Origin of the sequence: Zobellia uliginosa, from assembly GCF_900156625.1 — a bacterium.
Taxonomy (GTDB): domain Bacteria; phylum Bacteroidota; class Bacteroidia; order Flavobacteriales; family Flavobacteriaceae; genus Zobellia; species Zobellia uliginosa.
Map to the genome: position 1 here is coordinate 377417 of NZ_FTOB01000004.1, position 24775 is coordinate 402191.

Annotated in this window: 29 protein-coding genes; 19 read left to right on the top strand and 10 right to left on the bottom strand. The window is 41.9% G+C overall.

The window, feature by feature from the left end; genetic code table 11:
• The 13 genes from infA to ctlX all read left to right on the top strand — a co-directional run bounded on the left by infA (nucleotide 1) and on the right by ctlX (nucleotide 11314).
• Nucleotides 1-216, top strand: coding sequence for a translation initiation factor IF-1 (gene infA / locus BW980_RS14135; protein ID WP_013751343.1), 216 nt, complete (start codon nucleotides 1-3; stop codon nucleotides 214-216).
• Nucleotides 217-240: 24 nt separating this feature from the next.
• Nucleotides 241-357 carry a type B 50S ribosomal protein L36 gene (ykgO, locus tag BW980_RS14140; protein WP_013305171.1) on the top strand — a complete coding sequence of 39 codons (117 nt, stop codon included), beginning with the start codon at nucleotides 241-243 and terminating at the stop codon, nucleotides 355-357.
• 2 nt (nucleotides 358-359) lie between these two features.
• Nucleotides 360-734 (top strand): 30S ribosomal protein S13, encoded by a 375-nt coding sequence (gene rpsM / locus BW980_RS14145; RefSeq protein WP_076455844.1) that lies wholly within the window; start codon nucleotides 360-362, stop codon nucleotides 732-734.
• A 12-nt stretch (nucleotides 735-746) separates the two neighbouring features.
• A complete protein-coding gene (gene rpsK / locus BW980_RS14150; protein WP_076455845.1) occupies nucleotides 747-1151 on the top strand; it encodes a 30S ribosomal protein S11 in 405 nt (134 codons plus the stop codon).
• Nucleotides 1152-1239: 88 nt separating this feature from the next.
• A complete protein-coding gene (gene rpsD / locus BW980_RS14155) occupies nucleotides 1240-1845 on the top strand; it encodes a 30S ribosomal protein S4 (protein WP_013993880.1) in 606 nt (201 codons plus the stop codon).
• 18 nt (nucleotides 1846-1863) lie between these two features.
• Nucleotides 1864-2856 (top strand): DNA-directed RNA polymerase subunit alpha, encoded by a 993-nt coding sequence (locus BW980_RS14160; RefSeq protein WP_013993881.1) that lies wholly within the window; start codon nucleotides 1864-1866, stop codon nucleotides 2854-2856.
• A gap of 61 nt (nucleotides 2857-2917) precedes the next feature.
• A complete protein-coding gene (gene rplQ, locus BW980_RS14165) occupies nucleotides 2918-3484 on the top strand; it encodes a 50S ribosomal protein L17 (RefSeq protein WP_076455846.1) in 567 nt (188 codons plus the stop codon).
• 93 nt (nucleotides 3485-3577) lie between these two features.
• Nucleotides 3578-4705, top strand: coding sequence for a glutamine-hydrolyzing carbamoyl-phosphate synthase small subunit (carA, locus tag BW980_RS14170; RefSeq protein WP_076455847.1), 1128 nt, complete (start codon nucleotides 3578-3580; stop codon nucleotides 4703-4705).
• A gap of 113 nt (nucleotides 4706-4818) precedes the next feature.
• Entirely contained in the window at nucleotides 4819-6111 is a 1293-nt protein-coding gene (gene eno / locus BW980_RS14175; protein ID WP_076455848.1) for a phosphopyruvate hydratase, read from the top strand.
• A gap of 133 nt (nucleotides 6112-6244) precedes the next feature.
• Nucleotides 6245-7780 carry a glycogen synthase gene (locus BW980_RS14180; protein WP_076455849.1) on the top strand — a complete coding sequence of 512 codons (1536 nt, stop codon included), beginning with the start codon at nucleotides 6245-6247 and terminating at the stop codon, nucleotides 7778-7780.
• Between the two features lie 145 nt (nucleotides 7781-7925).
• Nucleotides 7926-9212, top strand: a complete 1287-nt coding sequence (locus BW980_RS14185; protein WP_076455850.1) for a citrate synthase — start codon at nucleotides 7926-7928, stop codon at nucleotides 9210-9212.
• A gap of 110 nt (nucleotides 9213-9322) precedes the next feature.
• The gene (locus BW980_RS14190) at nucleotides 9323-10237 is read left to right on the top strand and encodes a dimethylarginine dimethylaminohydrolase family protein (RefSeq protein WP_076455851.1); all 915 of its coding nucleotides are present in this window, start codon (nucleotides 9323-9325) and stop codon (nucleotides 10235-10237) included.
• A 144-nt stretch (nucleotides 10238-10381) separates the two neighbouring features.
• Complete coding sequence (gene ctlX, locus BW980_RS14195; RefSeq protein WP_076455852.1) at nucleotides 10382-11314, top strand: citrulline utilization hydrolase CtlX; 933 nt, start codon at nucleotides 10382-10384, stop codon at nucleotides 11312-11314.
• 8 nt (nucleotides 11315-11322) lie between these two features.
• Here ctlX and BW980_RS14200 read toward each other — a convergent pair whose 3' ends face one another.
• Together BW980_RS14200 and BW980_RS14205 are read right to left on the bottom strand one after the other, a co-directional pair.
• Nucleotides 11323-12576 (bottom strand): BamG family beta-barrel-assembly machinery protein, encoded by a 1254-nt coding sequence (locus BW980_RS14200; protein WP_076455853.1) that lies wholly within the window; start codon nucleotides 12574-12576, stop codon nucleotides 11323-11325.
• Nucleotides 12563-13876 (bottom strand): DUF4270 family protein, encoded by a 1314-nt coding sequence (locus BW980_RS14205; protein WP_076455854.1) that lies wholly within the window; start codon nucleotides 13874-13876, stop codon nucleotides 12563-12565. Before BW980_RS14205 ends, BW980_RS14200 begins: the two co-directional genes overlap by 14 nt.
• A gap of 240 nt (nucleotides 13877-14116) precedes the next feature.
• Here BW980_RS14205 and BW980_RS14210 point away from each other — a divergent pair, with 240 nt between their 5' ends.
• From BW980_RS14210 to BW980_RS14225, 4 genes are all read left to right on the top strand, one after another.
• Nucleotides 14117-15115, top strand: coding sequence for a Kelch repeat-containing protein (locus tag BW980_RS14210; protein ID WP_076455855.1), 999 nt, complete (start codon nucleotides 14117-14119; stop codon nucleotides 15113-15115).
• Between the two features lie 65 nt (nucleotides 15116-15180).
• Complete coding sequence (locus BW980_RS14215) at nucleotides 15181-15507, top strand: DUF4907 domain-containing protein (RefSeq protein WP_076455856.1); 327 nt, start codon at nucleotides 15181-15183, stop codon at nucleotides 15505-15507.
• 11 nt (nucleotides 15508-15518) lie between these two features.
• A complete protein-coding gene (locus tag BW980_RS14220; RefSeq protein WP_076455857.1) occupies nucleotides 15519-16559 on the top strand; it encodes a sensor histidine kinase in 1041 nt (346 codons plus the stop codon).
• A gap of 2 nt (nucleotides 16560-16561) precedes the next feature.
• Nucleotides 16562-17296: a LytR/AlgR family response regulator transcription factor gene (locus BW980_RS14225; RefSeq protein ID WP_076455858.1), complete on the top strand. Its 735-nt coding sequence runs from the start codon at nucleotides 16562-16564 to the stop codon at nucleotides 17294-17296.
• A 113-nt stretch (nucleotides 17297-17409) separates the two neighbouring features.
• Here BW980_RS14225 and BW980_RS14230 read toward each other — a convergent pair whose 3' ends face one another.
• The 7 genes from BW980_RS14230 to BW980_RS14260 form a co-directional block, all read right to left on the bottom strand.
• Nucleotides 17410-18192, bottom strand: coding sequence for a hypothetical protein (locus BW980_RS14230; protein ID WP_076455859.1), 783 nt, complete (start codon nucleotides 18190-18192; stop codon nucleotides 17410-17412).
• Nucleotides 18189-18869 (bottom strand): SCO family protein, encoded by a 681-nt coding sequence (locus tag BW980_RS14235; protein ID WP_076455860.1) that lies wholly within the window; start codon nucleotides 18867-18869, stop codon nucleotides 18189-18191. The genes BW980_RS14230 and BW980_RS14235 overlap by 4 nt, the downstream gene beginning before the upstream one ends.
• The gene (locus tag BW980_RS14240; protein ID WP_076455861.1) at nucleotides 18838-19455 is read right to left on the bottom strand and encodes a toxin-antitoxin system YwqK family antitoxin; all 618 of its coding nucleotides are present in this window, start codon (nucleotides 19453-19455) and stop codon (nucleotides 18838-18840) included. Before BW980_RS14240 ends, BW980_RS14235 begins: the two co-directional genes overlap by 32 nt.
• 5 nt (nucleotides 19456-19460) lie before the next feature.
• Nucleotides 19461-20180, bottom strand: coding sequence for a YHYH protein (locus tag BW980_RS14245; RefSeq protein ID WP_394333502.1), 720 nt, complete (start codon nucleotides 20178-20180; stop codon nucleotides 19461-19463).
• Between the two features lie 192 nt (nucleotides 20181-20372).
• On the bottom strand, nucleotides 20373-21002 hold the full coding sequence (locus BW980_RS14250) for a hypothetical protein (RefSeq protein WP_139327684.1): 630 nt from the start codon (nucleotides 21000-21002) through the stop codon (nucleotides 20373-20375).
• A 31-nt stretch (nucleotides 21003-21033) separates the two neighbouring features.
• The gene (locus BW980_RS14255) at nucleotides 21034-22089 is read right to left on the bottom strand and encodes a YHYH protein (protein ID WP_076455863.1); all 1056 of its coding nucleotides are present in this window, start codon (nucleotides 22087-22089) and stop codon (nucleotides 21034-21036) included.
• A gap of 32 nt (nucleotides 22090-22121) precedes the next feature.
• Complete coding sequence (locus BW980_RS14260; protein ID WP_083690483.1) at nucleotides 22122-22400, bottom strand: EF-hand domain-containing protein; 279 nt, start codon at nucleotides 22398-22400, stop codon at nucleotides 22122-22124.
• A 192-nt stretch (nucleotides 22401-22592) separates the two neighbouring features.
• On the opposite strand from BW980_RS14260, the gene BW980_RS14265 reads away from it, so the two are divergent.
• The gene (locus BW980_RS14265) at nucleotides 22593-23624 is read left to right on the top strand and encodes a sensor histidine kinase (protein ID WP_076455864.1); all 1032 of its coding nucleotides are present in this window, start codon (nucleotides 22593-22595) and stop codon (nucleotides 23622-23624) included.
• A complete protein-coding gene (locus BW980_RS14270; protein ID WP_076455865.1) occupies nucleotides 23611-24303 on the top strand; it encodes a LytR/AlgR family response regulator transcription factor in 693 nt (230 codons plus the stop codon). Before BW980_RS14265 ends, BW980_RS14270 begins: the two co-directional genes overlap by 14 nt.
• Before the next feature lie 134 nt (nucleotides 24304-24437).
• Here BW980_RS14270 and BW980_RS22600 read toward each other — a convergent pair whose 3' ends face one another.
• Complete coding sequence (locus tag BW980_RS22600) at nucleotides 24438-24593, bottom strand: hypothetical protein (RefSeq protein ID WP_175609895.1); 156 nt, start codon at nucleotides 24591-24593, stop codon at nucleotides 24438-24440.
• Between the last annotated feature and the right edge of the window lie 182 nt (nucleotides 24594-24775).

Sequence of the window (24775 nt, forward strand, 5' to 3'; positions counted from 1 at the left end):
ATGGCTAAGCAAGCAGCAATAGAACAAGACGGGTCTATAATTGAAGCATTGTCAAATGCAATGTTTAGGGTTGAATTGGAAAACGGTCATGTAGTAACGGCCCATATCTCCGGAAAGATGCGTATGCATTATATTAAGTTGCTTCCTGGAGATAAGGTAAAGTTGGAAATGAGTCCGTATGACCTTAGCAAGGCCAGAATTACATATAGATATTAGTAATACGATAGAAGAATAAGAACGATGAAAGTAAGAGCATCAGTTAAAAAAAGAAGTGCCGACTGCAAGATTGTACGCAGAAAGGGCAGGTTGTACGTAATCAACAAAAAGAATCCTAGATTTAAACAAAGACAAGGATAATTATGGCAAGAATTGCAGGTATAGACATACCAAAACAGAAAAGGGGCGTAATTGCATTGACCTATATTTTTGGTGTCGGTAGAAGTAGGGCTAAAGAAATACTAGAAAAAGCCCAAGTAGATGAAGGTAAAAAAGTGTCTGATTGGAACGATGATGAAATAGGTCGTATCAGGGATGCCGTTTCTTCTTATACAATAGAAGGCGAGTTGCGTTCAGAGACTCAGCTTAATATCAAGCGTCTGATGGACATCGGTTGTTACCGAGGTATTCGTCACAGGTCTGGTCTTCCCCTTCGTGGACAACGTACAAAGAATAATTCTAGGACGAGAAAAGGAAAAAGAAAAACGGTTGCCAACAAGAAAAAGGCGACTAAATAATAAGTAGTTATTATGGCAAAGGCAACTTCAAAATCAAGTGCAAAAGCTGCTAAGAAACGTAAAGTAATAGTCGATTCTGTTGGCGAAGCTCACGTAACGGCATCTTTCAATAATATCATTATATCCCTTACCAATAAAAAAGGAGATGTCATTTCTTGGTCATCTGCTGGAAAAATGGGTTTCAGGGGTTCTAAGAAAAACACGCCTTACGCTGCTCAAGTAGCGGCTGAAGAGTGTGCAAAAACTGCTCACGAAGCTGGTTTGAGAAAAGTAAAGGTTTATGTAAAAGGACCTGGTAACGGAAGAGAGTCTGCAATTCGCGCCGTTCATAACTCTGGTATCGAAGTTACCGAGATTATTGACGTGACACCGATGCCGCACAACGGATGTCGTCCTCCGAAACGAAGAAGAGTTTAATTAATCACTATATTATTTCACAGAAGTGTTGTTAACGATTATCGAAGGATAAGCCTTAATTCATAATCACACTTCTAAACTAAAGAAAATGGCAAGATATACAGGACCAAAAAGTAAAATCGCCCGTAAGTTCGGCGAAGCTATCTTCGGAGATGACAAATCTTTCGAAAAAAAGAATTACCCACCAGGACAACACGGTAACGCAAGAAGAAGAGGTAAAAAATCTGAGTACGCGGTACAGTTGATGGAAAAGCAAAAAGCCAAATACACTTATGGTATTTTGGAAAAGCAATTTAGAAATATATTTGCTACTGCTAAGAGAAAAGAGGGAGTTACCGGTGAAGTTCTTTTGCAATTGTGTGAATCACGTTTAGATAATGTGGTCTTTCGTATGGGTATTTCCCCAACAAGAAGAGGAGCAAGACAATTGGTGTCGCACAGACACATTACCGTTAATGGTGAATTGGTGAACATACCATCATACGCATTAAAACCGGGCGATGTAATCGGTGTACGTGAAAAATCTAAATCTTTACAGGCCATACAAGATTCACTTGCTTCCAACAGCAAAGTGTACGAATGGATTACTTGGAACTCTGAAAAGAAAGAAGGTACCTTTGTTAGCGTTCCTGAAAGACTTCAGATTCCTGAAAATATCAAAGAACAATTAATAGTTGAGCTTTACTCTAAATAATAAAGAACACTAATTCATATGGCATTATTTAATTTTCAGAAACCCGATAAAGTAATAATGATCGATTCCTCGGATTTCGAAGGAAAGTTCGAATTCCGTCCTTTGGAACCTGGTTATGGATTGACTGTTGGGAACGCACTAAGAAGAGTATTGCTTTCATCGTTGGAAGGCCATGCGATCACCTCTGTACGAATAGATGGTGTAGAACACGAGTTTTCCGTTATTTCAGGCGTTGTAGAAGATGTTACTGAAATAATATTGAATCTGAAACAAGTTCGTTTTAAGAAGCAGATAGACGATTCAGAAGCAGAGGTTGTGTCTATTTCCGTTAGTGGAAAAGAGCAATTGACCGCTGGAGATTTTCAAAAGTTCATCTCGGGTTATCAAGTGTTGAACCCTGATTTGGTAATCTGTAACATGGATTCCAAAGTGAGCATCAATATGGAAATCGTTATCGACAAAGGTCGTGGATACGTTCCTGCTGAAGAAAACAAAAAATCGAATGCCGCACTTGGTACTATTGCAGTAGATTCTATTTTTACACCTATCAAAAATGTAAAGTATAGCATCGAAAACTTTCGTGTAGAGCAAAAGACCGATTATGAAAAATTGGTTTTCGAAATTGTTACCGATGGTTCGATTCATCCAAAGGATGCCTTGACCGAAGGTGCCAAGGTTTTGATTCATCACTTCATGTTGTTCTCCGATGAGCGCATCACCCTAGAGGCCGATGAAATCGCGCAAACGGAAACTTATGACGAGGAGTCTTTGCATATGCGTCAGTTGTTGAAAACAAAATTGGTAGATATGGATCTTTCCGTACGTGCCTTGAACTGTTTGAAAGCTGCCGAGGTTGATACATTGGGAGATTTGGTTTCTTTCAATAAGAACGATTTGATGAAATTTAGAAATTTCGGTAAAAAATCCTTAACAGAACTAGAAGAATTGGTCATCAATAAGGGGCTTAGCTTCGGAATGGACCTTTCGAAATACAAATTAGATAAAGATTAATCGCTATTTCTTACACGAAGGGAAATGCCCTGGGATTGGAGAAATACATTAGAAGAAAGAAATGAGACACGGTAAAAAAGTCAATCATTTAGGACGTAAGACAGCGCACAGAAAAGCGATGTTGGCCAACATGGCATGTTCCTTGATCGAACACAAGAGAATCAATACGACCGTAGCGAAAGCTAAGGCGTTAAAGCAGTTTGTTGAGCCTTTGATTACAAAATCAAAAGCAGAGAACAACCTTACAGCTGAAAAGGGAACACATAACAGGCGTATCGTTTTCAAAAACCTTAGAGACAAGTATGCAGTTACTGAATTGTTCAGTACTGTGGCCGAAAAGGTAGCTGATAGACCGGGTGGTTATACAAGAATTATCAAACTTGGTAATCGTCTTGGGGATAACGCTGATATAGCGATGATCGAATTGGTTGATTTCAACGAGCTTTACAATGCCGGTAAACCTAAGAAGAAAACTACGAGAAGAAGTAGAAGAGGTGGTAGTAAGGCCGAAGAAGAAAGTTCGAAGGTTGATGCAAAAGAAACAAAGACGCCACCAGTGGTCGCTGAAAATTCTGAGGCGGAAGCTCAAACGGATATCGAAACTAAAGCTGACGATTCAGAAGAATAAGATGTTGATATCTAATAATATTTGGAAAAGGATAAGCTTAATAGTTTATCCTTTTTTTATGTTTATTTGTGAAATTAAAAAATTAGGAAACATATGAAGTATCAGACCCGAAAAAAAGCATTGATATTGTTGGCCGATGGAACTATATTTTATGGTAAGTCAGTAGGCGATAAGGAAGGAACGGCCTTCGGAGAGGTTTGTTTTAATACGGGAATGACGGGGTATCAGGAGATTTTTACCGATCCTTCGTATTTCGGTCAGATTATGGTAACTACCAATGCCCATATCGGTAATTATGGTACGGTAGCCGAAGAGGTCGAATCGGATTCGATCAAGATTTCCGGATTGGTCTGTAGAAACTTCAGTTATAATTATTCAAGACCACGGGCCGATAAGAGCCTTGAAAGCTTTCTTGAAGATAATGCGCTATTTGCCATATCCGATGTAGATACAAGGGCCTTGGTGAGCTATATTCGTGACAATGGGGCTATGAATGCCGTTATCTCTACCGAAGTCGATAATATAGAGAGCTTGAAAAAACAACTGGCGGAAGTGCCTAGTATGGAAGGACTGGAGCTCGCTTCAAAAGTGTCGACCAAAGAGCCATATTATGTGGGCGACGAAAACGCCAACATCAAAATCGCCGCCCTCGATATAGGGATCAAGAAGAATATTTTGAGGAATCTCGCCAAACGCGGTGGGTATATTAAGGTGTTCCCTTATAATACTTCCTTCTCCGAAATGGAGGCTTGGGGGCCTGATGGATATTTTATCTCCAATGGTCCTGGCGATCCCGAACCTTTGACGGATGCCATTGAAACCTCGAAAGGGATGATCAATAGCGGAAAACCGGTGTTTGGTATCTGTTTGGGGCATCAGGTCATTGCTTTGGCAAACGAGGTGTCTACCTATAAGATGCACAATGGCCACAGGGGGATAAACCACCCTATATTGAACTTGCTTACGGGCAAAGGGGAAATCACTTCCCAGAACCACGGTTTTGCCATTAATAGGGAAGAGACCGAGGCCAATGAAAACCTAGAGATTACACATGTTCACCTTAACGACCAGACCGTTGCGGGTATTCGTATGAAAGACAAAAATGTCTTTTCCGTGCAATATCACCCGGAAGCTAGTCCTGGGCCACATGATGCCGAGTATCTTTTTGATCAGTTTTACGAAATGATCGAAAATAATTCAGTAGAAATGGCCAAAAGTTAAGTAATTGTTATATCCGCGGTAATATACATGCATTCTACGGTGCTTTACTAGCACTGTTTCGTATATTTGCGGCTAGTTAAATTTAAGAGAATTCCAAACTTAAAATAATATTTATGAGTATTATACTTAGCGTACACGCACGCCAGATTTTAGATTCAAGAGGAAACCCTACGGTAGAAGTAGATGTAATTACCGAAAATGGGGTAATGGGTAGAGCAGCGGTACCTTCTGGGGCCTCTACAGGAGAGCACGAAGCGGTAGAGTTACGTGACGGAGGAAATACCTTTATGGGAAAAGGTGTTGGTAAGGCCGTAGAAAATGTGAATACGATAATTGCAGAAGAAATCTTGGGCATGTCTGTCTTTGAACAGAACCTCCTTGATCAGGTCATGATCGATTTAGACGGTACGCCTAATAAATCTAAATTAGGGGCAAACGCCATTCTTGGTGTTTCCCTTGCCGCTGCCAAAGCTGCGGCCAACGAATTAGGTATGTCATTATATCGTTACGTAGGTGGTGTTAGCGCCAATACCTTACCGGTTCCGATGATGAACATCATTAACGGTGGTTCGCACTCCGATGCCCCTATCGCCTTTCAAGAATTTATGGTGATGCCGGTAAAAGCCAAGAATTTTTCGCATGCCATGCAAATGGGGACCGAAATCTTCCACAACCTGAAAAAAGTTCTACACGATAGAGGTTTGAGTACGGCTGTAGGTGATGAAGGTGGTTTTGCCCCTAACTTGGCCGGAGGAACCGAAGATGCACTTGACACTATTGCAAAAGCTGTTGAAAAGGCCGGTTACAAATTAGGTGACGAGGTTATGATAGCCTTGGATTGTGCTTCTGCCGAGTTTTATGTAGACGGTAAATATGACTATACCAAATTTGAAGGAGATAAGGGCGTGGTGAGAACATCGGAAGAGCAGGCTCAATATTTGGCCGACCTTAGCGCCAAGTACCCTATCATTTCTATTGAAGATGGTATGGACGAGAACGATTGGGACGGTTGGAAAGCATTGACCGAAAAAATAGGCGATAAAGTTCAGTTGGTGGGCGATGACCTTTTTGTTACCAATGTTGAGCGTTTGTCAAAAGGTATTGAAAACGGTATTGCCAATTCTATATTGATCAAAGTAAATCAAATCGGTACGCTTACCGAAACCATAGCGGCGGTAAATATGGCTAAAAATGCAGGCTATACTTCTGTAATGAGCCACCGTTCAGGTGAAACCGAAGATAACACCATTGCCGATTTGGCAGTTGCCTTGAATACGGGACAAATTAAAACAGGTTCGGCTTCAAGATCGGATCGTATGGCCAAGTACAATCAATTGCTTCGTATAGAGGAAGAATTAGGAGATACGGCTTATTATCCTCAGGATAAAGCATTTAAGATAAAATAAGGGTTTCGGTAAGAAAAACTTGTTTTTGGAAAAAGCCTTTCATTCGATGATTTTCGAACTTGAAAGGCTTTTTTTCTTGGTTCAATGCCAAAGTTTACTTATCTTTTTAACAAACTTCTAACCGATTTCTCCCATGAATAACTTCCTTTTTGTAGCGGCCGAAAACGATGCGATTCCAAACTGTAAGGCTGGTGGTATGGGCGATGTAGTCCGCGATGTGCCAAGGCATATTTCGAAGCGGGGAGATAAGGTTCAAGTAGTGGTTCCGTCCTATTCGCGTTTGCATAAAAACGGACTCTTCAGAACCAATTTGAATTTTCAATTAAGAGGTACGGTCTATACGGCCGAATTGTACGAGGTATTGGCAAAAAAAGAATGTCCGAACATTGTACATTATGTCATCCATCATCCTGAAATTGAAGAAGGGGGTATTGCCCATATTTACCATGATGACCCTACCGAACCCTTTTATACCGATTTTATAAAGTACGTCATTTTTTGTACCGCGGTTGCAGAGGCCATAAAAATGGGAGCCTTTGGAAATTTGGATGTAGTTCATATGCACGACTGGCACGCAAGTGCCCTGCTCTTCTTGAAAACTTACCATCCAAGTTACAAAGACCTGAAGAAAATGCGCTATGTGTACAGTATACATAATTTGGCCATACAGGGAATACGCCCCTTCTATGACAATTACGCTTCGGTGCATAATTGGTTCCCTGATTTGCAATTAGATCATGAAGCCTTAAAAGATCCGCGTTATGAAGACTGTATCAACCTAATGGCCGTGGGTATTCGTTTGGCGGATGCGGTCCATACCGTTTCCCCGTCATACAAGGAAGATGTTATGCTTCCGAGTGCACGGCCCGAATTCATAGGGGGAGAGAGTTTAGAGAAAGATTTGCAGCAAGCCAATAACGAAGGCCGTCTTTTTGGTATTCTGAATGCGTCGAACTACAGTGATATACGAAAGCAAGATAAGGGCTTCTTGTACCGAAATACCATAAAGGCTTTGTTTAGGTGGTTGCAAGACGAATCGAAAAAATACAAAGCCGATTTTTTGGCGCACACCGGAGAAAAGATCATGCTCTATGTAGACGAAAGGCCCAAGTTTATCGTGTCGAGCGTAGCCCGTCTTACGGAGCAAAAATTTTATTTCTTTAAGAGGTCGCCCGAAGCGTTCGAAAAAATGCTTGCGCGCCTGGGAAAAATTGACGGTATATTCATGCTGCTGGGTACAGGTGATCCCGGTTATGAAGAGTTCTTTCGGGAAATGAGCTATAAACACAAAAATTTCATTTTTACGAACGGCCAGTCGGAAGACTTGATCGATTCCATATATCTGGAAAGTGACCTTTATTGTATGCCCAGCCTTTTCGAGCCCTGCGGTATTAGTCAAATGTTGGCCATGCGAAATGGCAACCCTTGTTTCGTACATCATACGGGCGGTTTAAAAGATACGGTCGAACATCATGTCACCGGTTTTGCTTTTGACGGGGTTACCTATGACGAGAAGGTCAAGAATATGGTCAAGAATTTTAGTGAAGCCCTTGATCTTTGGGAAAACGATAAGCCCAAATGGAAAAAAATCAAGGCCAACGCCAAGAAAGTTCGCTTCACTTGGGAGAAATCATTAGATGCATATTATGAAAAACTTTACGTTTTGTAAGTGGTATGCGCCCCTATTTGATAGGGGCAATTTTCAAAATCATCAATTTCATTGTTAATTATAAATTAAACGAAAAAGTGGCATTGTTAAGATGTAACATTTTCCGTAAATTTACACTCACTTCAAATTTAAGCAAAGTCAAAAAATGTCAGATAAAGCTACTCTAGAGTATAACGGTAAGAAATACGATTTTCCAGTAATAAAAGGCACCGAAGGTGAACACGCCATAGATATCAAAACACTCCGGTCGGTTACAGGAGGTATGGTTACGATCGATCCGGGTTATAAGAACACGGGTTCGTGCGAGAGTTCCATTACTTTTTTGGATGGTGAAAAAGGAATTTTGAGATACCGTGGCTATTCTATCGAGGAGTTAGCCGAAAAGGCCAATTTTTTGGAAGTAGCCTATTTGTTGATTTTCGGTGCACTTCCGAACAGGCAAGAGCTTGAAAAATTTCATGCGGACATCAAGGAAGAGTCACATGTTGACGAAGAAATGAAGAAAATTTTGGACGGTTTTCCAAAATCGGCACATCCTATGGGTGTCCTTTCCTCGCTTACCAGTGCCTTGATTGCGTTCAATCCTTCTACCGTTGATATTTCATCGGAAAAAGACATGTACCATGCCATTGTAAGGATATTGGCCAAATTTCCGGTATTGGTAGCATGGACGCTTAGAAAGAAAAAAGGCCTGCCTTTAGATTATGGCGATGATGCATTGGGCTATGTTGAGAACATTCATAAAATGATGTTCAAAAAACCGAACCAAGTCTATCAGAAAAATGACGTTGTAATTGATGCATTGGATAAATTATTGATCTTACATGCCGATCACGAACAAAACTGTTCTACCTCTACCGTACGTATAGTAGGTTCGTCCCATGCCGGACTGTTTGCATCGCTTTCTGCAGGGATTTCCGCTTTGTGGGGACCGTTGCACGGAGGGGCCAACCAAGCCGTGCTTGAAATGTTGGAAGCCATTGAGCAAGATGGTGGTGATACAAAAAAATATATGGCCAAGGCCAAGGATAAATCAGACCCATTTAGATTGATGGGCTTTGGACACAGGGTTTACAAGAACTTTGACCCACGTGCCAAAATCATCAAAAAAGCGGCCGACGATGTCTTAGGCGATTTGGGTATCGAAGATCCTATCTTGGATATAGCCAAAGGACTTGAGAAAGAGGCCTTGGAAGATCAGTACTTCGTTGATAGAAAACTCTATCCGAACGTAGATTTCTATTCTGGTATTATCTACCGAACCTTAGGTATTCCGACCGAAATGTTTACCGTAATGTTCGCACTGGGCCGTTTGCCTGGTTGGATTGCCCAATGGAGGGAAATGCGTTTGAGGGGAGAACCAATAGGAAGACCAAGACAGATTTACATTGGCGAAACCGCACGCCCCTTTGTTGAAGTCGATTTAAGATAGTGCTATAAAATAAACTGAATGCCCTCTTTGGTAAACCTGAAGGGGGCATTTTTATTTTCGATTATATTTTGCCCAATATTCCGTTCTCTTATCTTTGTCAATAAAAGTATATGCTGAAACTTCATGTTAACGATGAGATTTCCAGGTTAAAAGTCCTGGTTCTAGGTACGGCAAAAAGTTGTGGCCCCACGCCAAAACCAGAGGAGGCCTATGATCCCAAGTCATTGGAACACATAAAGGCAGGTACTTATCCTGTAGAAAGCGATATGGTCGCTGAAATGGAGGCGCTCGCAAAGGTATTCGAAAAATATGGTGTACAGGTGTATCGCCCCGAGGTGTTACAAGACTGTAACCAGATTTTTTCGAGGGATATTGCTTTTGTAATAGAAAACAAGCTTATCATAGCCAATATTCTTCCCGATAGGGAAAAGGAGGTAGAGGCCATTCTTCATGTTCTCGATGAAATAGATGATGAGCATATCTTGCACCCACCGGAAGCGGTTCACGTTGAAGGTGGCGATGTAATGCCCTGGGGCGATTACATTTTTATAGGCACATATACAGGCAGTGATTACGCCGATTATATAACGGCAAGAACGAATAAGGCTGCGGTAGAATATATAAGCGAACAATTCCCCCATAAGAAAATAAAGTCTTTTGAACTTCGAAAAAGCAATACGGATGCCAAGCAAAATGCCTTGCATCTCGATTGTTGTTTTCAGCCGCTGGGCAAGGGAAAGGCCATATTGCATAAAAATGGCTTCTTGGTAGAGGAAGAATATCAATGGTTGGTCGATTTTTTCGGAAAGGACAATATATTCGAGATTACCTCGGATGAAATGTATCAAATGTTCAGCAATGTATTTTCCATTTCACCTGAGATAGTGATATCGGAAAAGAACTTTACCCGGCTCAATGAGTGGTTACGTGAACAGGGGTTTACGGTAGAAGAGGTTCCCTATGCTGAAATTGCCAAGCAAGAAGGACTTTTGCGTTGCAGTACCTTGCCCTTGGTACGCGAGTAGTAGGTTTTTAAGTTGTTGAAAGCTTATTTTTGTCTAGGAAAAACATGGGATTTTGTATGTTTTTTCCTGCCTTAATTTTTAGTTTTATACGAGGCTCCTCAGCTCTAAAAGCACTAATTTTGCCTCAAATTAATTGAGTTTCTTATGCAGATTACGAACACTATACTAATGATCCGCCCGGTAAGTTTTAGAATGAACGAACAGACTGCGGTCAATAATTATTTTCAAGAAGATATTGATGTTCAAAATACTACGATCAATGAAAAAGCACAACGTGAATTTGATGCTTTTGTAGAGGTACTGCGCTCAAAAGGAGTGAACGTGGTGGTGGTTGAAGACACCAAGGATCCCGATACCCCAGACTCTATATTTCCCAATAACTGGATTTCTTTTCACGCCAATGGTACCATAGGCTTGTATCCTATGTTTGCCGAAAATAGGCGTAATGAAAGGCGTGAAGATATTTTGGATATCCTTGAGGAAAAGGGTTTTTCCATTGAGAACGTTGTAGATTATACTTCTGCTGAAGCGGAAGGTTTTTTTTTGGAGGCCACAGGAAGCATGGCCTTGGATCGCGTGAACGGTAAGGCCTATTGTGCGCTCTCTGAACGTGCCGATGAAGAACTTTTTATTGAATTCTGTGAAGATTTTGAGTACTCTCCGGTAATTTTTACCGCCAATCAATCTGTTGACGGCAAGAGAATGCCCATATATCATACCAATGTGATGATGTGCCTCGCGGAAGATTTTTCCGTAATCTGCCTTGATACCATAGATGATAAAAAAGAACGCAAAAACGTGGTCGACCATCTAAAACAGGATGGAAAGGAAATCATAACCATTACCGAGCAGCAAATGCACAGTTTTGCAGGAAACATGCTCCAAGTCTTAGGGGCTGATAACAAACGTTATTTGGTGATGAGTTCGGCGGCTTACAACAGTCTAGGTCAAAACCAAATCGATGCCATCGAAAAGCATTGCGATATTATCCATAGCTCATTGAAGACCATTGAGACTTGTGGCGGTGGAAGCGCCCGTTGCATGATGGCCGAGGTTTTTCTTCCCCGTTCCAAATAGGGGGGCGACTAATTAATTTTTCGTTTTTGAAACCATAGGTCCTCAAGGCTTAGGTTTAGGGTCAATAGATGAAAGTTCTCTTTTATCAAGATATTCTGAATCTGCCCTTTTGAACCGTAGCTGTAAGATAGGTTCATCATAGACCTTTGTCTTTGGCCAACGGGTATGCCTATACCTGCGGTAATATTGTATCCGTCAACTTTTTTTCCGTTGATGGCCAAGTAGCCGTTGTCGTAATTAAAGCCGGTTCGGTAACGGATACGGTCGACATACTTATAACTGCTGGGGTTTTTCACGTATTCAAGACCAATGGCGTAGATGTCTTGATCGGCGTAACTTCCAAGGCTTTCGGTTTGCCCTGTGGCGTCCCAGTAGTTTTTCTTATAGTCGGCACTTAAGGTAAATGACTTTAAAAGGGTTGTGCTTAGTCCGACCCCAAGTTCAAGGGGCATGTTGAAATTTGCTGACGTATCACTTGCCCCGTCTTCAACCGTGATTTCGGTACCGTCCAAGCTTTTGGTTATCGACCGTTTTATGTTGCCCTTTAAACTAGTGGGGAATTGAACGGTACTCCCCAAGGTGAGTTTCTCCGAAATATCGAACTGCATACCAAGACCGAGGCGTATACCTGAATAATTTGTGGTTTCCTCTGAACTAAAGGTACTCTGGTTTATGGCAAAGGCTTCGGTTTCCTCAATATTCCCGAACAAAAGGGAAGCATTGGCGCCCAACCTGAAATTGGGTATAATACTATAGCCTAAATTGAATTTGAGTTCACTTAACCCCCCGAGTCCGCTTACATTGCTTTCAAAGGTTTCCTCCGATCCTTCAATGTTCGTCTTTATTCCCACCAAGGAATATCCCATTTCACTATAAGGAACGAGCGATATACCTGCTCCTAAATTTTCCGTCACCCTAAAGGCCAAGGCCAAGTTTGAAAAATTCAGGGTAGTCTTTGTTTCATTGTCAGCTTTGTTGCTGTACTGGTTGTACTCTCCCTTTATTCCTATATCGTAAAAAAATGAACCTTGCGGAATCAAGGCGAAATTGGCAGGGTTCAGATTGTTGATTTGATTTGAAGTCTTTAGGCCTATTCCTGTATAGCCCATTCCGTTGGTGCGTCCTATACTGGATTGGTTAATGGCACCTAGACCGTACAGGGAATAAGGGGAACTGGTCAAACCTTCCGATTGGGCCCGTGTTGAACACAGGTTGAAAAAGAATATGGATATGGAAAAAAGTAAGGCTTTATTCATCTTCATCGTAGATTGCATAAGTAAGTTCAAGTGTGGTGCCTTGAGTGTTTATATCGGTGTTGAGAACAAAACGGTCCACTGTCGAATTGTAATTACTGGGCAGAAGGATCAAGGCATCTGATGATTCTAGGTCAGTGGAGAGTAAATCTTCCAAATAACCACTTAAGGGGAGTTCGTAGTAGATGTCGTTAAATTCTTCGTTGTCCCTATTTAAAATGGCCTGGGCAGCCGTACCGTCGGTTGAATACAGTTGGTCGGTCAATTCATTGTTTTGATCTACGATAAAGACTGATAATGTATCCCGTAAGGTCAATAGCTCGTTATACGAGCCTATCTCGGGTGTAATTCTAAGTGAGGCATCTAGTAAGGTGCCCTGCCCTTGAATGTCGAATACGGATTTTATATGTGGAAATTCTAGTCGAGTGGCAATACCGATACCCGATTGTATAAAGCTCAGGTTTTCGGTTTCCGAACTATAGAGGTTAACCTCTTGATCGGTCAGGGCATTTAAGTACTCGTTGGCGTCCTCGGTAGAAATTTGATTGAAAAACGGTAGGGGAGGGCTAAGGGTGTTAATAGTGAAGTCGGTTGAATATTGGGTTCGTTCGCTTTCCCCGGCTATGCTGTAATAGAGACGCATATTGGAGGTCAATGAAAAACCGATGATAGAACCGTCATCGCTGCCACCCGGTTGAACGCTTATACCGTAGAAGTAGTTTTTAAACTCGTCGTACGTCGTTATTTTTTTCTGTTGTAAATTATTAAAAAGTGAAGTGCCGAAGGTGTCGGCGAGTTTTATTTCGAGGGTGTCGGTAGACAAGGGTCTGGGGGTATAGGTCAGGAAGCCGAGGTCATCTTCATCGAAACCTATGCTGCTGGTATTGTAAAAGTTGACACCATCGGCGGGTTTAAGGTTTTCGTTCAATTGTTTTATATGTATGGTGTTGACCTGTAGGGTGTCGTTATAATAGTACTTGTCGGGCCTAAGAAGAAAAGTGATGCTGTCGTATTCGGCATCGATGTCGATGAAATACGAGCTAGGAATCAACTCCATAAAACTGGCGGTTTTGACTGCCCCAAAAACAGGGTCCTTATATTTGCCGACAAGCATGCGGGAAGATTGCGATGTATCTATACTATCGAATTTCATGGTCGAGAAAGCTACGGTCATAGTGTCTAATTGAATCACGCGTATATCGCTATTGGTAAAGGCATCCCCAGCTTCAAAATCCGATTGGTTCAAGGTGTCGGTGCTACATGAAATTAGTAGTGACGAACAGATAAAAATGATCAGGACATTCTTCATATAAGTAGTATTTGCAAGTAAAAGTATTGTGCGTTGCAGTGCTTCAAAACCGCAATAGACCAACCCTCATAGTTTTATGACCAATACCTTGTTTTTAGCGACTAAAGCCAGAATCGTTTTGGTCGATTAAATCGAGGTGTTCATGTGTTAAATGAGCGGCTTTATCTATTTCGGTTTCAAGAGAGTAAACCGTGTTCTAGTTTTGACAAAAATTAACTGGCTAACATAATAGAAAGGCACATGAAAGGATTCGGGTACTATATAGGAACGATAACGATTTTTAGCATAATGACTTGTTCATTGATCAGCTGCTCAAATGACGATGATGACGATGAGTATCTTGGAAACTGGGTGGGCAGGTCTGTTTTTGACGGAAGTCCACGTAGCGGAACCTCTAGTTTTACCATTGGTAATATGGGATATACTGGGGTAGGGTACGATGGAGACGATTACCTTACCTCATTTTGGTCTTACGATATGGACGGCGACTTTTGGTCTCAAAAGGCAGATTTTATCGGAAGCGCTAGAAATGCGGCCGTAGGTTTTGAGGTCGATGGAAAGGGCTATATCGGCTCGGGCTACGATGGATTGGACGAATTGAACGATTTTTATGCCTATGACCCAAGTTCCAATTCATGGCAAGAGATAGCTTCCTTGCCGTCAACGGGTAGAAGGAGCGCCGTGGCCTTTGGAATGAACGGTTTTGGTTATTTCGGAACAGGCTTCGATGGTGATAATGATCGTAAGGATTTTTGGAAGTACGACCCTGCTACGGATTCTTGGTCGGAACTCGTTGGTTTTGGAGGCGATAAAAGACGGTCGGCTACTACCTTTACCATTGGCGATAAGGTGTATTTGGGAACAGGGGTGTCTAACGGCATCTATCTCGATGATTTTTGGGCCTTTGATGCAACAAGCGAGACTTGGACCAAAAAACTTGACCTAGATGAAGAAGATGATTACAACATAACAAGAAGCAACGCGGTAGGCTTTACCTTAAACGGTTATGGCTACATAGCTTGTGGGACGGCTAGCGGCACTTTGGCTTCGGTTTGGCAATACGACCCCAGTACGGATGAATGGGAGCTAAAAACCGACTTTGAAGGAACGAGTAGGCAAGATGCGGTCGTTTTTTCCAACGGAAGCAAGGCCGTTGTCGGTTTGGGAAGAACCGGAAGTCTGTATTTGGACGATCTGTACGAGTTTTTTCCTTTTGATGAATATGATGACGAAGACTAGTTATTTATTTGAGTGAGCTATGGGGCAGTACTTTTGGCACTGCCCCATTTTTTAATTGGCTATATATGAAAGCAAAAAAGGCATATCTTTTATTTATCGTTTTGGTCATGGTCCTCGTATCCGTTGCATTTCACCTAAAAGCTGATGAAGGGCGAAAAACGGGTCTCCAAACCCAAGTCATAGAAGTTGATGAGGGCTATGGTTATCAGATTCTGTATGACAATAAGGTATTGGTCAAACAAGAGTTTATACCGGCAATTCAGGGGAAGAGGCCCTTTAAGTCTATGGAAGAGGCACAGCTAATAGGAGATGTTGTCATGGAAAAGTTGAAAAAAGGCGATGATCCGTTTATTACCGTTTCAGAACTTCGGCATATGCAAATAACATTTTAAATCGAAAAAAAATGAATGGCACCAAAAGAAAATATTTACCACAATGGTTGGTACATGCCTTCTTATGGTGTGCGTTATACGGGGTGATAATATATCCGTTTTTATTTGAGCCGCGGTCGGTACCTCCCCATATCATCGTAAAGTTGGTGATGGCTACGGTTTTGTTCTATTTCAATTACTTCTATTTGGTTCCCCGTCTTCTATTAAAGGGAAAAAAGAAGGTTTATATCGTTCTGTCGATCGTATTGTTATTGGTCATCGCTTATCTTTTCTACAATATATTTTCGCCCCAACTGCCTAGGGAGTTCGGTCCGATTGCTGATCGTATAAAAGAACATAGGGGAGGCAAAGTGCCTTTTTTTCGATTTTTGTTAATGCCTTTTGTGACTTTTGGAATCCCCTACATTTTTGCGATAGTGCTCCGTGTTTTTAATGAATTGCAGCGAAATGAAAACCTTCGTAAAACTGTGGAAAAGGAAAAGGTACAATCTGAACTGCAGTTTCTGAAAACGCAGTTGAATCCACATTTTCTCTTTAACTCCCTCAATACCATATACTCGCTATCGGTTAAAAAATCGACTGACACTTCAGAGGCGATCATAAACCTATCGGAATTGATGCGCTATATGATTTATGAGGCGGACAAGGACTTGGTTCCCTTGAATAAGGAAATAGAGTACATCAAAAATTATGTGGCCTTACAAAGATTGCGCTTGGCCGATAGTGAAAACGTCTTCCTGAAAATTTCAGGGGACGACACCGGAAAGATAATACCCTCCCTATTGTTTATCTCATTTATTGAAAACGCCTTTAAATACGGCACCGATTACGATGGAAAGACCAACGTGAAGATAAACCTTTTGATCAAAGAGAAGTCTATACATCTATACGTTGTGAACAAAATTGGAAAGCACAGGGCAAAATCTGAGAGTAGCGGTGTGGGCCTCCAGAACGTAAAGAATAGATTAAACTTTCTATATCCGAATTCCCACGAACTGGATATAAAGGATGACGGGGCCACTTATGAAGTTAATTTAATTTTAAACTTATAAATATGAACTGTATACTCATTGACGATGAACCGTTGGCCATTGAAATTTTGGCGGACTATTGCAAGAAAATTGGATTTGTTGAGGTCATAGGTACGTTCACGAACCCTTTAGAGGCGATTGCGACCATTAACAAGAAAAAAGTAGATCTTATTTTTTGTGATATTGAAATGCCTCAAATCAACGGTTTGGATTTTATTAGCGCCCTCGATAATCCGCCACTTTTTATCTTTACAACGGCCTATTCACAATATGCGGTTGAGGGCTTTGAACTGAACGCTGTAGATTATTTGGTAAAACCCATTCCATATCAACGCTTCATTAAGGCCGTTTTAAGGGCTAAGGAGCTAATGGCCCGAAAGGATGTCCCTTTGGGCGCCACGGTTGCCAATGTCTTTCCTTCGTACGGAGATACCAATGAAAACCAGAAGTTCATTTTTGTAAAATCGGAACACGAAAGTGTAAAGATCGATTTAGACGACATTCAATACGTGCAGGGTCTAAAAGACTATTTGAAAATTCATGTGGTGGGCTGTAATAAGACAATTTTGACCTTGCTAAGTTTTAAGGACATTCTAGAAAAATTACCCCAGAACCAGTTTATCAGGGTACACAAATCATTTGTGGTCAACGTGAATTTTATCAAGACCATACAACGGAACAGAATTGTAATCGATGATATTCGCATACCGATTGGGGAGAGCCATAAAACACAGTTTTTCTCTATGTTGGGGCTATAGTCGAATATAGACTTTTACAAGCCTTAAAGTAGTTTTCTAATAGAAACAAACGGTTGTACGGCTTAAAAGATTGGGCCGGGTCTTGGTTGTTGAATGATGTAGGGGAGAGGGTGCTAGTCTTTGAGGGAGACTTCTTTATATGAAAGCGTATAGCCCAACTCTTGTTTTAACTTCAAGGACATAACTTGGGTTCTGTTTCTCAATTTTTTGGCGCTGGTCAGTAGGTTTTGCGTCTGTATGAGCCGGTCGACCAGACTATTCTGATATTCCTTACTGTTTAATAAATTCTGATAGTTTGACGATTTTCCGAAAGTCCTTATTCGGCTGTATCTGGGGTTGTCTTTTGAAAGCATGTCTTTTAAGGCCAAGTGTTTTTCCAGTACCGGCTGTAATCTGTCAAGTACGATTTCCTTTATTTTTGAATCGATAGATTCCAATTTTTGTATTTCAGCAGGGTAATTGGTAATCAGCCCTTTGAGCGAGTCACTTTCTATAAGTTCTAATTTGGTCGTGTTGATGACGGAATTCAAGGCCCCTTCGAGCAAGTTGGTTTCGGAATAGTTGATGTGGATAATCGTGTCTTTTGCCCCTTCGGTAATTTCGCTAGAGGGCAGCCCAATATAGTTCATGGTGGCTTCCAGTCTTTTGGAAGTGTCCGAATAATGGTCTATAGTGGTGCTTAGGATCTTTAGATTGGTGTTGAGCTCATCGTACAGGCCTTCGTATATTTTTAGTTCTACGATCCTGTTTTTTCGGATTTCGTTTAGATCATTGATTTTCCAAGCGATCAATATACCTATTACAATAAGGAAAATCTCTCCTAGGGCATAGGTTATATAACCTTTGAGTTTGCCTGAATCTAAAAGCTTCTTTCTTATTTTCCTAAAAACGGTCATTCCTTCTTTAAGCTTTTTACATCCGTGATCAATTGTGCGATCGAGGCTCGGTTCAATCCGTTGTAGATACCTCTTATGTGTCTGTTCTTGTCTATGAGCAGAAAGTTTTCTGTATGCAGGAAGTCGTTAATGTCTTTAGGGATGCCCAAATCGTTCTCAACAAAATAGTGGTGCCTTCCCAGGTCATAGATCTCTTGTTTGTCTCCCGTGACCAAGTGCCATTTTTCATTGATGACACCGTTCTTTTTGGCGTAGGTGTTCAGTACGGAAACAGAATCTATGGAAGGGGTAACGGAATGTGATAAAAGCGCTACTTCAGGGTCGTCTATAAAAGCCTTTTGAACCTTTTGCATATTCCCGGTCATTTTCAGGCAAATGCCGGGGCAGGTGGTAAAGAAAAAATCGGTAATGTAAATTTTGTCTTTAAAGGTTTCGGGGGTTATGGTGTCTCCCAGTTGGTCTACTAGGCGGTAATCGGGAATTTTGTGGAATTCCTTTTCTTCCTGTGAGCCCGGTTTCAACCAATGGGGCGTAAAAGATGCATCCGCGTAATAGGGAAGATGTTCGACCCTGCTCGATTTCTCCTTGTTTTCCTTTTCTACCGTTTGATGGCAGGCGGTCAAGGCCAAAAGCAACAGTAAAAAGCTATCTCTCCTTATCTCTAACAACAACTTCATCTTCTAGTTTATAACATGAATTAGCTCTCCTCATTCCGAAAATACGGCCATTCTTGGCTTCGTAGTTAATGTATAGTTTGCCGTTTTGGAGCCATGCCTTTTGTAGGCCTTCCTCTTTTCCTTCTACCAGGTTTCTCTCTTTTAAAATTTTACCGTTAGCGTACCATTTGGTTTGCTTGCCGTGAAGTCGACCATTGACGTAATACGATTTTTCCGATAAGGTTCCGTTTTCCCACCACGTCTTATAAACGCCATCTAACCGATTGTGCCTATAATTGGCCTGAACACGCAAGATGTTGTGGTCTGACCATTGTTTTGCGATACCTTCCCTTTTTCCGTCTACAAAACCTAAGCGTTCCCCCAAGGCACCGTTCGGGTGGAATTTTACTGAATAGCCGTTGTACGATCGGTCGTTATAGTACCATTTGCCTTCGATGGGGTTAAGTACCAAATCTTTTTTTAGCACTTCCTGCATATTGATGACAAGGGGGGCTTCTTCAACTTTCGGTTCTGTTGTAGCGCTCTCTTTGCAACTGGCAAAAGAGAGTGCCGACAATAGGGTTATGTAAAAAAAACGTTTTATCATAGGGCTTAATATCCTTGGTACGGTCCTGCAAAGGCCAGATAAGAACCTGTTGTGGAATATACCTCGTTAATAATATGATAGTGGTATTCTTCTTTACCGTCTGTGTATTGGGTGGCCGATACATGTCCGCCTGACTCGTCAAGGTCGGTTGGGTAAGTGCCAGTAGCCTTACATTTCCTTCCGTAGAGGAAAACACCGTCCAACAATATGCCTACTAGCTTGTCATCGTCGTTACTGAAGGCCTTTGGCTCTAGGTGATAATGGTATACGCCGGGGCCGATATGAGCTCCTGTCCAATCGAGACTTGCCGCCGCTTTGTCAAGTGCACCGCCTCCTTCTTGGTCATTGAATATGGATGCGCCACTTACGGCAATGCCAATAGTGTTCAGCTGCGTTTCCACCGTATTGCCCGTAAGGTCGGGTGTTGCATCCACTCTTATGGTCGTGGCGTTGTTATTACTGCTCATTATACTAGGAGTCAATGCCACGTCGGGCTCATCTTTATACAGGCTGTTGCCTTCTCCCCAGTATACGGTTTCGTGATTGGGTAAGCCTGTGGTTTCGATAACAACTTCAGATCCATCTAAGTAAATGGTGGTGGCTTCGTTGTTGAAGGCGGCGTAGGCGGCATGCAATTCCGTTACGGTTTCCTCTTCAGAAGTTTCGTCCATGTCAGAATCATCAACGCTATCAGAACTGCAGGCAACAAAGCCGATGCATAGCATTGCGCAACCAAAACCCAATGGGATAACCTTTCTTAGAAACTTTTTTTTCATGTTTTTGTATTTTAAATAATTGATTGTTAATTCTTTGTGGTGGTCAAATTTAGCTTTAATGCCCATGCCGAATGGGGCCGATCGGTAGGTGGCCTTTTGTTTTCAGTGGTTGCCCCAATCTATCCGGTAAACGATCTTTGCCTAAGCCGGACTTAGCTCGCTTTTCTCCGGTTTGAATATTTTTACAATCATGATCGATGAGACCACTACCAAAATATTTAGGGAAATAAAGGGCCAAAAGAGATTCGATTCTTCTCCCTTTGTTTGAAAGTGACCGTTGATTTTTTCGACCTGTACCGTAAACTGATTGTCTTTTTTAATGACAAAGTTTTCGGAGCTATCCGCTTGATCGATTATTTTAAAAACCGTATTGTGTTTTGAATTTTGCTTAAAACCTTTGAGTTTGACCTGTAAGGTGGTTAGCGCACTGGGCAAACCGACCACCCTGAATTTAAGGTCTGTTTGGTGGCCCATTTTTATGGCCCCTTCCTTAAGCTCGCCCGTAAAATCAGAATTCGCCTTTAAAAGAATATTGTCCTTTACGTAGGTGATTACCAATTTTTGAAACTCATCGGCCGATAATGCGTCCATTTGAAGGTCAGGGTAATTTTGGATCAACTGAGACCGGAAACCATTAAAAGAAGAACTAATATGTAGCGTCCAGTTATTTTCTTGATCTTGTGCCAAGGTCATCGTTGCTATTTGGGAGCTGTGGGCGCTGGCAAATAACGAACAGAGGCATGTTAAAAGGCCGAATATTATTTTTTTCATGATAGGGGTGTTAGGGGCTTACTGTTGATTTCTAATTTATTTCAAAGGAGCCTTGAGCACCTGCAAAACAGCCGATAAAGCTATTGGTCCCGGCGGCGGCTACATGGTAGTGGTATCCACGTGTGTCGTCAGTGTGACCGCGACAATCGTCTAAATCCGTTGGTTCGTTGCCGTTATCGTCCAAACGTTCGAACATGGGGAAGCCGTCCATGGCATATCCGATCATAGCCGAGTGTCCGTCGTCTTGGGCTATTTTAGTGGTCATGCCAGTGGCGGCATGATAATGATAGCCGGTGTTTGGGTTTACGTGTCCTCCGTTGTCATCCATCGGGGCCAGTGTGTAGGCGTCGAGAATGGCAGAGGTTGGTGCCGGTGGGTCAAAGTTTACGCCGTTAAACGCCAAGCCGATAACCGACCCATCGCCACCTCCCATGGGGGCGTCGCCCGGTGGAGGTCCGTCAGCTGGAGGGCCATCTGTAGGGGGGACACCTCCGCCACCTCCTGGAATCCCATCCGAAATATAATCGGGGGAATCTAGTTTTACAGGAGTAACGGGGATGTAGTAAGTCAACGTAATATCGGTAACATAAGAAGGCAGACATTCCACACAGAAATTCTCATATTCTTCACCCACATTCGGATTGGCGGCGTTCTGGCAGTCTTCCAATGAATTGGTGACATAGATGTTTCCGTTTTCATCGTACATTTTCCAGGTGGCGTCGGAATAGAAATCGGCCATGTTTTCAATAAAGGCCCCATCTACATCGTAGAGTTCACCATTTTCAAACCACTTCCCCCCTTTGTCCGCTCCATCGGAAATATGGGTAGGGCACCAAGGGCCCATTTGGTGTTCGGTGGGGGTAGAGGTCGTAGTAATTTTATAGCAGGTGGCCACGGTTCCATCGGAAAGTGTTTTTTCTACGGTAGTAATGGGTTCTGCCAGGCCATCCGCCAAAAATAGGGTCGGGTCTACCGTACGGGTGCCTTCATCGTTGGTCGCAAGACCCGAGCTCTCGTCGGAACTGCAGCTGTTGCCCGAAAAAAGTAGAAATATACCGGAAAGTGCCATTGCTATAATTTGTTTCATGTGAATAGGATTTATGGTTTAAGCTTTCCTGTTTATTGCTTTTTTCTTCTTTGGGGCTTAGGGGCCTTCTTTAGTTCATCAAGTGAAAGGTAGCCGTCTTCGTTCGTGTCTATTTTTGAAAAGTCGTTCTTTAAGGGGCCTTTTATTTCTTCTTTGGAAAGTCTTCCATCTTCATCCTTGTCCATCTGTTTTAATAATTCAGTGGCCGATGGCGGTTCTTGTCCTTTTTTTTCTTGAGCGAATGCCGCTGTGGCGGTCATCAACATAAATATGGAAAGCGCCAGTGTGTTGTGTATTACATTTTTTTTCATGATATTCTTTTTTAATTAAGCCTATTGGGCAGTACAAAGATGAAGAAAGAACAAGGGCGGTATGAAACCATTCAGTAAAGGGAGAGGGGTTTTCAGTGAATGGTCGATAAGCTTCAGTGAACGATTCGGTTCGCCCGGTTTTCAACCCTTGTTTTGTGGAATGGATGAAAATTAAATGCCTTAATTTGTAGCATGAAACAAGCACATCGTTTTCTTTTTCACGCTATTTTATGGCTTGCCGTTTGGTTGATAGCTTGGTTGCTGATAGGTGATGACTCTACGTTTTTAGAGAAAAATGCACCTTCTTTTATCATGCAGGTATTGTTAATAGGCACTCTGATCTATTATACCGCGCCCCGTCTATTGTTCAGGAAAAAGTATATTGCCTTTGGAGTGGTCTCCATAGTGGCCATCATAGTATGTTCCTTTGCCGTTACCGAGATAGTCCGGCTCATCGATGGGGTGCCGGGACCCCCTATGGGAGGGCCTCCTCCTGGTAGGCCCCATATGGCACCGCCCCAAGTTCTGATTCAATTTCTGGTCCTTTCGGTGGCCTATGTGTTGGCTACCTTTGTAGAAACCTTTTTGTTGGCCCAAAAGAAAGAGGAAGAGACCATTCGGAATAAGAATGCCGGCCTACAGATGGAGCTGAAGTTCTTGAAATCTCAGATAAATCCTCATTTTTTGTTCAATGCCTTGAACAATATTTACGCCCTTTCGGTTATAGATTCAAATCGCACCCAAGAGAGTATCGGTACCTTGTCGGAAATGCTTAGGTATGTCTTGTACGAATGCGATAGGCCATTAGTGCCTATTGGTAAGGAGATATCGTATATTGAGAATTATTTGGCGCTTTTTGCCCTGAAGAGCAGTAAGCCCTTTCCGATTACGACGCATTTTGACATCCAAAACTCGACGGTTTCCATTGCACCTATGCTCTTGATCCCTTTTGTAGAGAATGCTTTGAAGCATGGCAATATAGAAAGGATAGAGGGGTCGTTTTTAGAGGTCCGGGTTTCGTGCGATAGGCATAAAATAGATTTTTTTATAGCGAACAGTATCCCAAAAAACGCCATAACAAAAGATATCGTGGGAGGAATAGGTCTTGAAAATGTGAAGAAGAGGCTTGAAATACTTTATCCTGAAAAACATCGATTGCAAATAGAGCCAAAAGCGGAAACATACACGGTTAACCTAACTATTGATTTGGATGAAAACGATTAAATGTCTTGTTATCGATGACGAAGAGCTGGCCAGGGGATTGCTCAAAACATATATCGAGAGATTGGGTTTTTTGCAGTTTGTAGATGATATGGCCAATCCATTGGATACATTGGGCCTTATGAAAGATGAGAAAATCGATTTGCTTTTCTTGGATATCCAGATGCCCGAGATCAAGGGGACCGATTTTGTAAAACTGATTCCCGATGGGGTTCAGGTTATATTTACCACGGCCTATTCGGAATATGCGCTTCAGGGCTATGAACTCAACGTTGTCGATTACCTGTTGAAACCCATCACTTTTGAACGTTTTTTGCTTGCGGTCAATAAGGTGAAGGCGAAAGTCGAAGGTTCGGGGAACACCAGTGAAGTAATTTCGGATAGCCTTACGGTAAAATCGGGCTACGATTTGCACAAGGTAAAATATGACGACCTTCTATATATAGAAAGTGATGGCGAGTATGTTAATTTTTATCTAGAGGGCAAAAAACTTATGAGCCTACAGTCGTTAAAAAAACTGACGGAACTTTTGCCCAGTGACCGCTTTATGCGAGTGCATCGCTCGTATATCGTAAATAAAACCAAGGTAACGACCTTAAAGGGACGAGATATTTTTATAGGAAAAACCGAAATACCCGTCAGTGCCCAATATTTTGAGGCCGTAAAAAAAGAACTTTTTTGAGTAGTGGCGATAGCTATGGCATCTTGTTCAAATTAAAAAGGGCCTAACTCTACGTTAGGCCCTTTTTAGTCAAGTAGGCATGTTCTGGTGAAAATCAAAGGGCTTTTGGGGAGCTCGATAATTTTCACAATTTTTTAGTTCAGCCTCTCAGGTGCTGAAATTTGTTCTATAACAATATCGGCAACCACATGGTTGCTGTTGTCATCGTGGTCTTCGTTGTATCTATCATAAACAATTACGGCGGTTACAAAACTGGCTAAATAAAGTAAACTCTTTAATCTGTTGTTCATAACGGTGGGGGATTATTGGTTTGTTTATCTAATTTACATTACCCATTGCCACGAAAAACGGGATTGTTGTCAAATGTGGGTTTTGTGATGTAAAACTGCCATTTTTTGTTGAATGCCATTTTAACTCATCGGAGATATGATTCAGTTCATCGAGTGGCTTGTAGCCTTGTTGTTTTCTAGTG

Coding starts and splice junctions, on each gene's coding strand:
- BW980_RS14240 (WP_076455861.1), bottom strand. CDS start 19,455: ATGATAAAACGTTTTTTTTACATAACCCTATTGTCGGCACTCTCTTTT.
- BW980_RS14200 (WP_076455853.1), bottom strand. CDS start 12,576: ATGAAGATGAATAAAGCCTTACTTTTTTCCATATCCATATTCTTTTTC.
- BW980_RS14255 (WP_076455863.1), bottom strand. CDS start 22,089: ATGAAACAAATTATAGCAATGGCACTTTCCGGTATATTTCTACTTTTT.
- BW980_RS14265 (WP_076455864.1), top strand. CDS start 22,593: ATGAAACAAGCACATCGTTTTCTTTTTCACGCTATTTTATGGCTTGCC.
- ykgO (WP_013305171.1), top strand. CDS start 241: ATGAAAGTAAGAGCATCAGTTAAAAAAAGAAGTGCCGACTGCAAGATT.
- BW980_RS14210 (WP_076455855.1), top strand. CDS start 14,117: ATGAAAGGATTCGGGTACTATATAGGAACGATAACGATTTTTAGCATA.
- rpsK (WP_076455845.1), top strand. CDS start 747: ATGGCAAAGGCAACTTCAAAATCAAGTGCAAAAGCTGCTAAGAAACGT.
- rplQ (WP_076455846.1), top strand. CDS start 2,918: ATGAGACACGGTAAAAAAGTCAATCATTTAGGACGTAAGACAGCGCAC.
- ctlX (WP_076455852.1), top strand. CDS start 10,382: ATGCAGATTACGAACACTATACTAATGATCCGCCCGGTAAGTTTTAGA.
- BW980_RS22600 (WP_175609895.1), bottom strand. CDS start 24,593: ATGAACAACAGATTAAAGAGTTTACTTTATTTAGCCAGTTTTGTAACC.
- BW980_RS14235 (WP_076455860.1), bottom strand. CDS start 18,869: ATGAAGTTGTTGTTAGAGATAAGGAGAGATAGCTTTTTACTGTTGCTT.
- BW980_RS14180 (WP_076455849.1), top strand. CDS start 6,245: ATGAATAACTTCCTTTTTGTAGCGGCCGAAAACGATGCGATTCCAAAC.
- rpsM (WP_076455844.1), top strand. CDS start 360: ATGGCAAGAATTGCAGGTATAGACATACCAAAACAGAAAAGGGGCGTA.
- BW980_RS14245 (WP_394333502.1), bottom strand. CDS start 20,180: ATGCTATGCATCGGCTTTGTTGCCTGCAGTTCTGATAGCGTTGATGAT.
- BW980_RS14160 (WP_013993881.1), top strand. CDS start 1,864: ATGGCATTATTTAATTTTCAGAAACCCGATAAAGTAATAATGATCGAT.
- BW980_RS14190 (WP_076455851.1), top strand. CDS start 9,323: ATGCTGAAACTTCATGTTAACGATGAGATTTCCAGGTTAAAAGTCCTG.
- BW980_RS14250 (WP_139327684.1), bottom strand. CDS start 21,002: ATGAAAAAAATAATATTCGGCCTTTTAACATGCCTCTGTTCGTTATTT.
- rpsD (WP_013993880.1), top strand. CDS start 1,240: ATGGCAAGATATACAGGACCAAAAAGTAAAATCGCCCGTAAGTTCGGC.
- BW980_RS14220 (WP_076455857.1), top strand. CDS start 15,519: ATGAATGGCACCAAAAGAAAATATTTACCACAATGGTTGGTACATGCC.
- infA (WP_013751343.1), top strand. CDS start 1: ATGGCTAAGCAAGCAGCAATAGAACAAGACGGGTCTATAATTGAAGCA.
- carA (WP_076455847.1), top strand. CDS start 3,578: ATGAAGTATCAGACCCGAAAAAAAGCATTGATATTGTTGGCCGATGGA.
- BW980_RS14270 (WP_076455865.1), top strand. CDS start 23,611: ATGAAAACGATTAAATGTCTTGTTATCGATGACGAAGAGCTGGCCAGG.
- BW980_RS14260 (WP_083690483.1), bottom strand. CDS start 22,400: ATGAAAAAAAATGTAATACACAACACACTGGCGCTTTCCATATTTATG.
- BW980_RS14230 (WP_076455859.1), bottom strand. CDS start 18,192: ATGACCGTTTTTAGGAAAATAAGAAAGAAGCTTTTAGATTCAGGCAAA.
- BW980_RS14225 (WP_076455858.1), top strand. CDS start 16,562: ATGAACTGTATACTCATTGACGATGAACCGTTGGCCATTGAAATTTTG.
- BW980_RS14215 (WP_076455856.1), top strand. CDS start 15,181: ATGAAAGCAAAAAAGGCATATCTTTTATTTATCGTTTTGGTCATGGTC.
- BW980_RS14185 (WP_076455850.1), top strand. CDS start 7,926: ATGTCAGATAAAGCTACTCTAGAGTATAACGGTAAGAAATACGATTTT.
- BW980_RS14205 (WP_076455854.1), bottom strand. CDS start 13,876: ATGAAGAATGTCCTGATCATTTTTATCTGTTCGTCACTACTAATTTCA.
- eno (WP_076455848.1), top strand. CDS start 4,819: ATGAGTATTATACTTAGCGTACACGCACGCCAGATTTTAGATTCAAGA.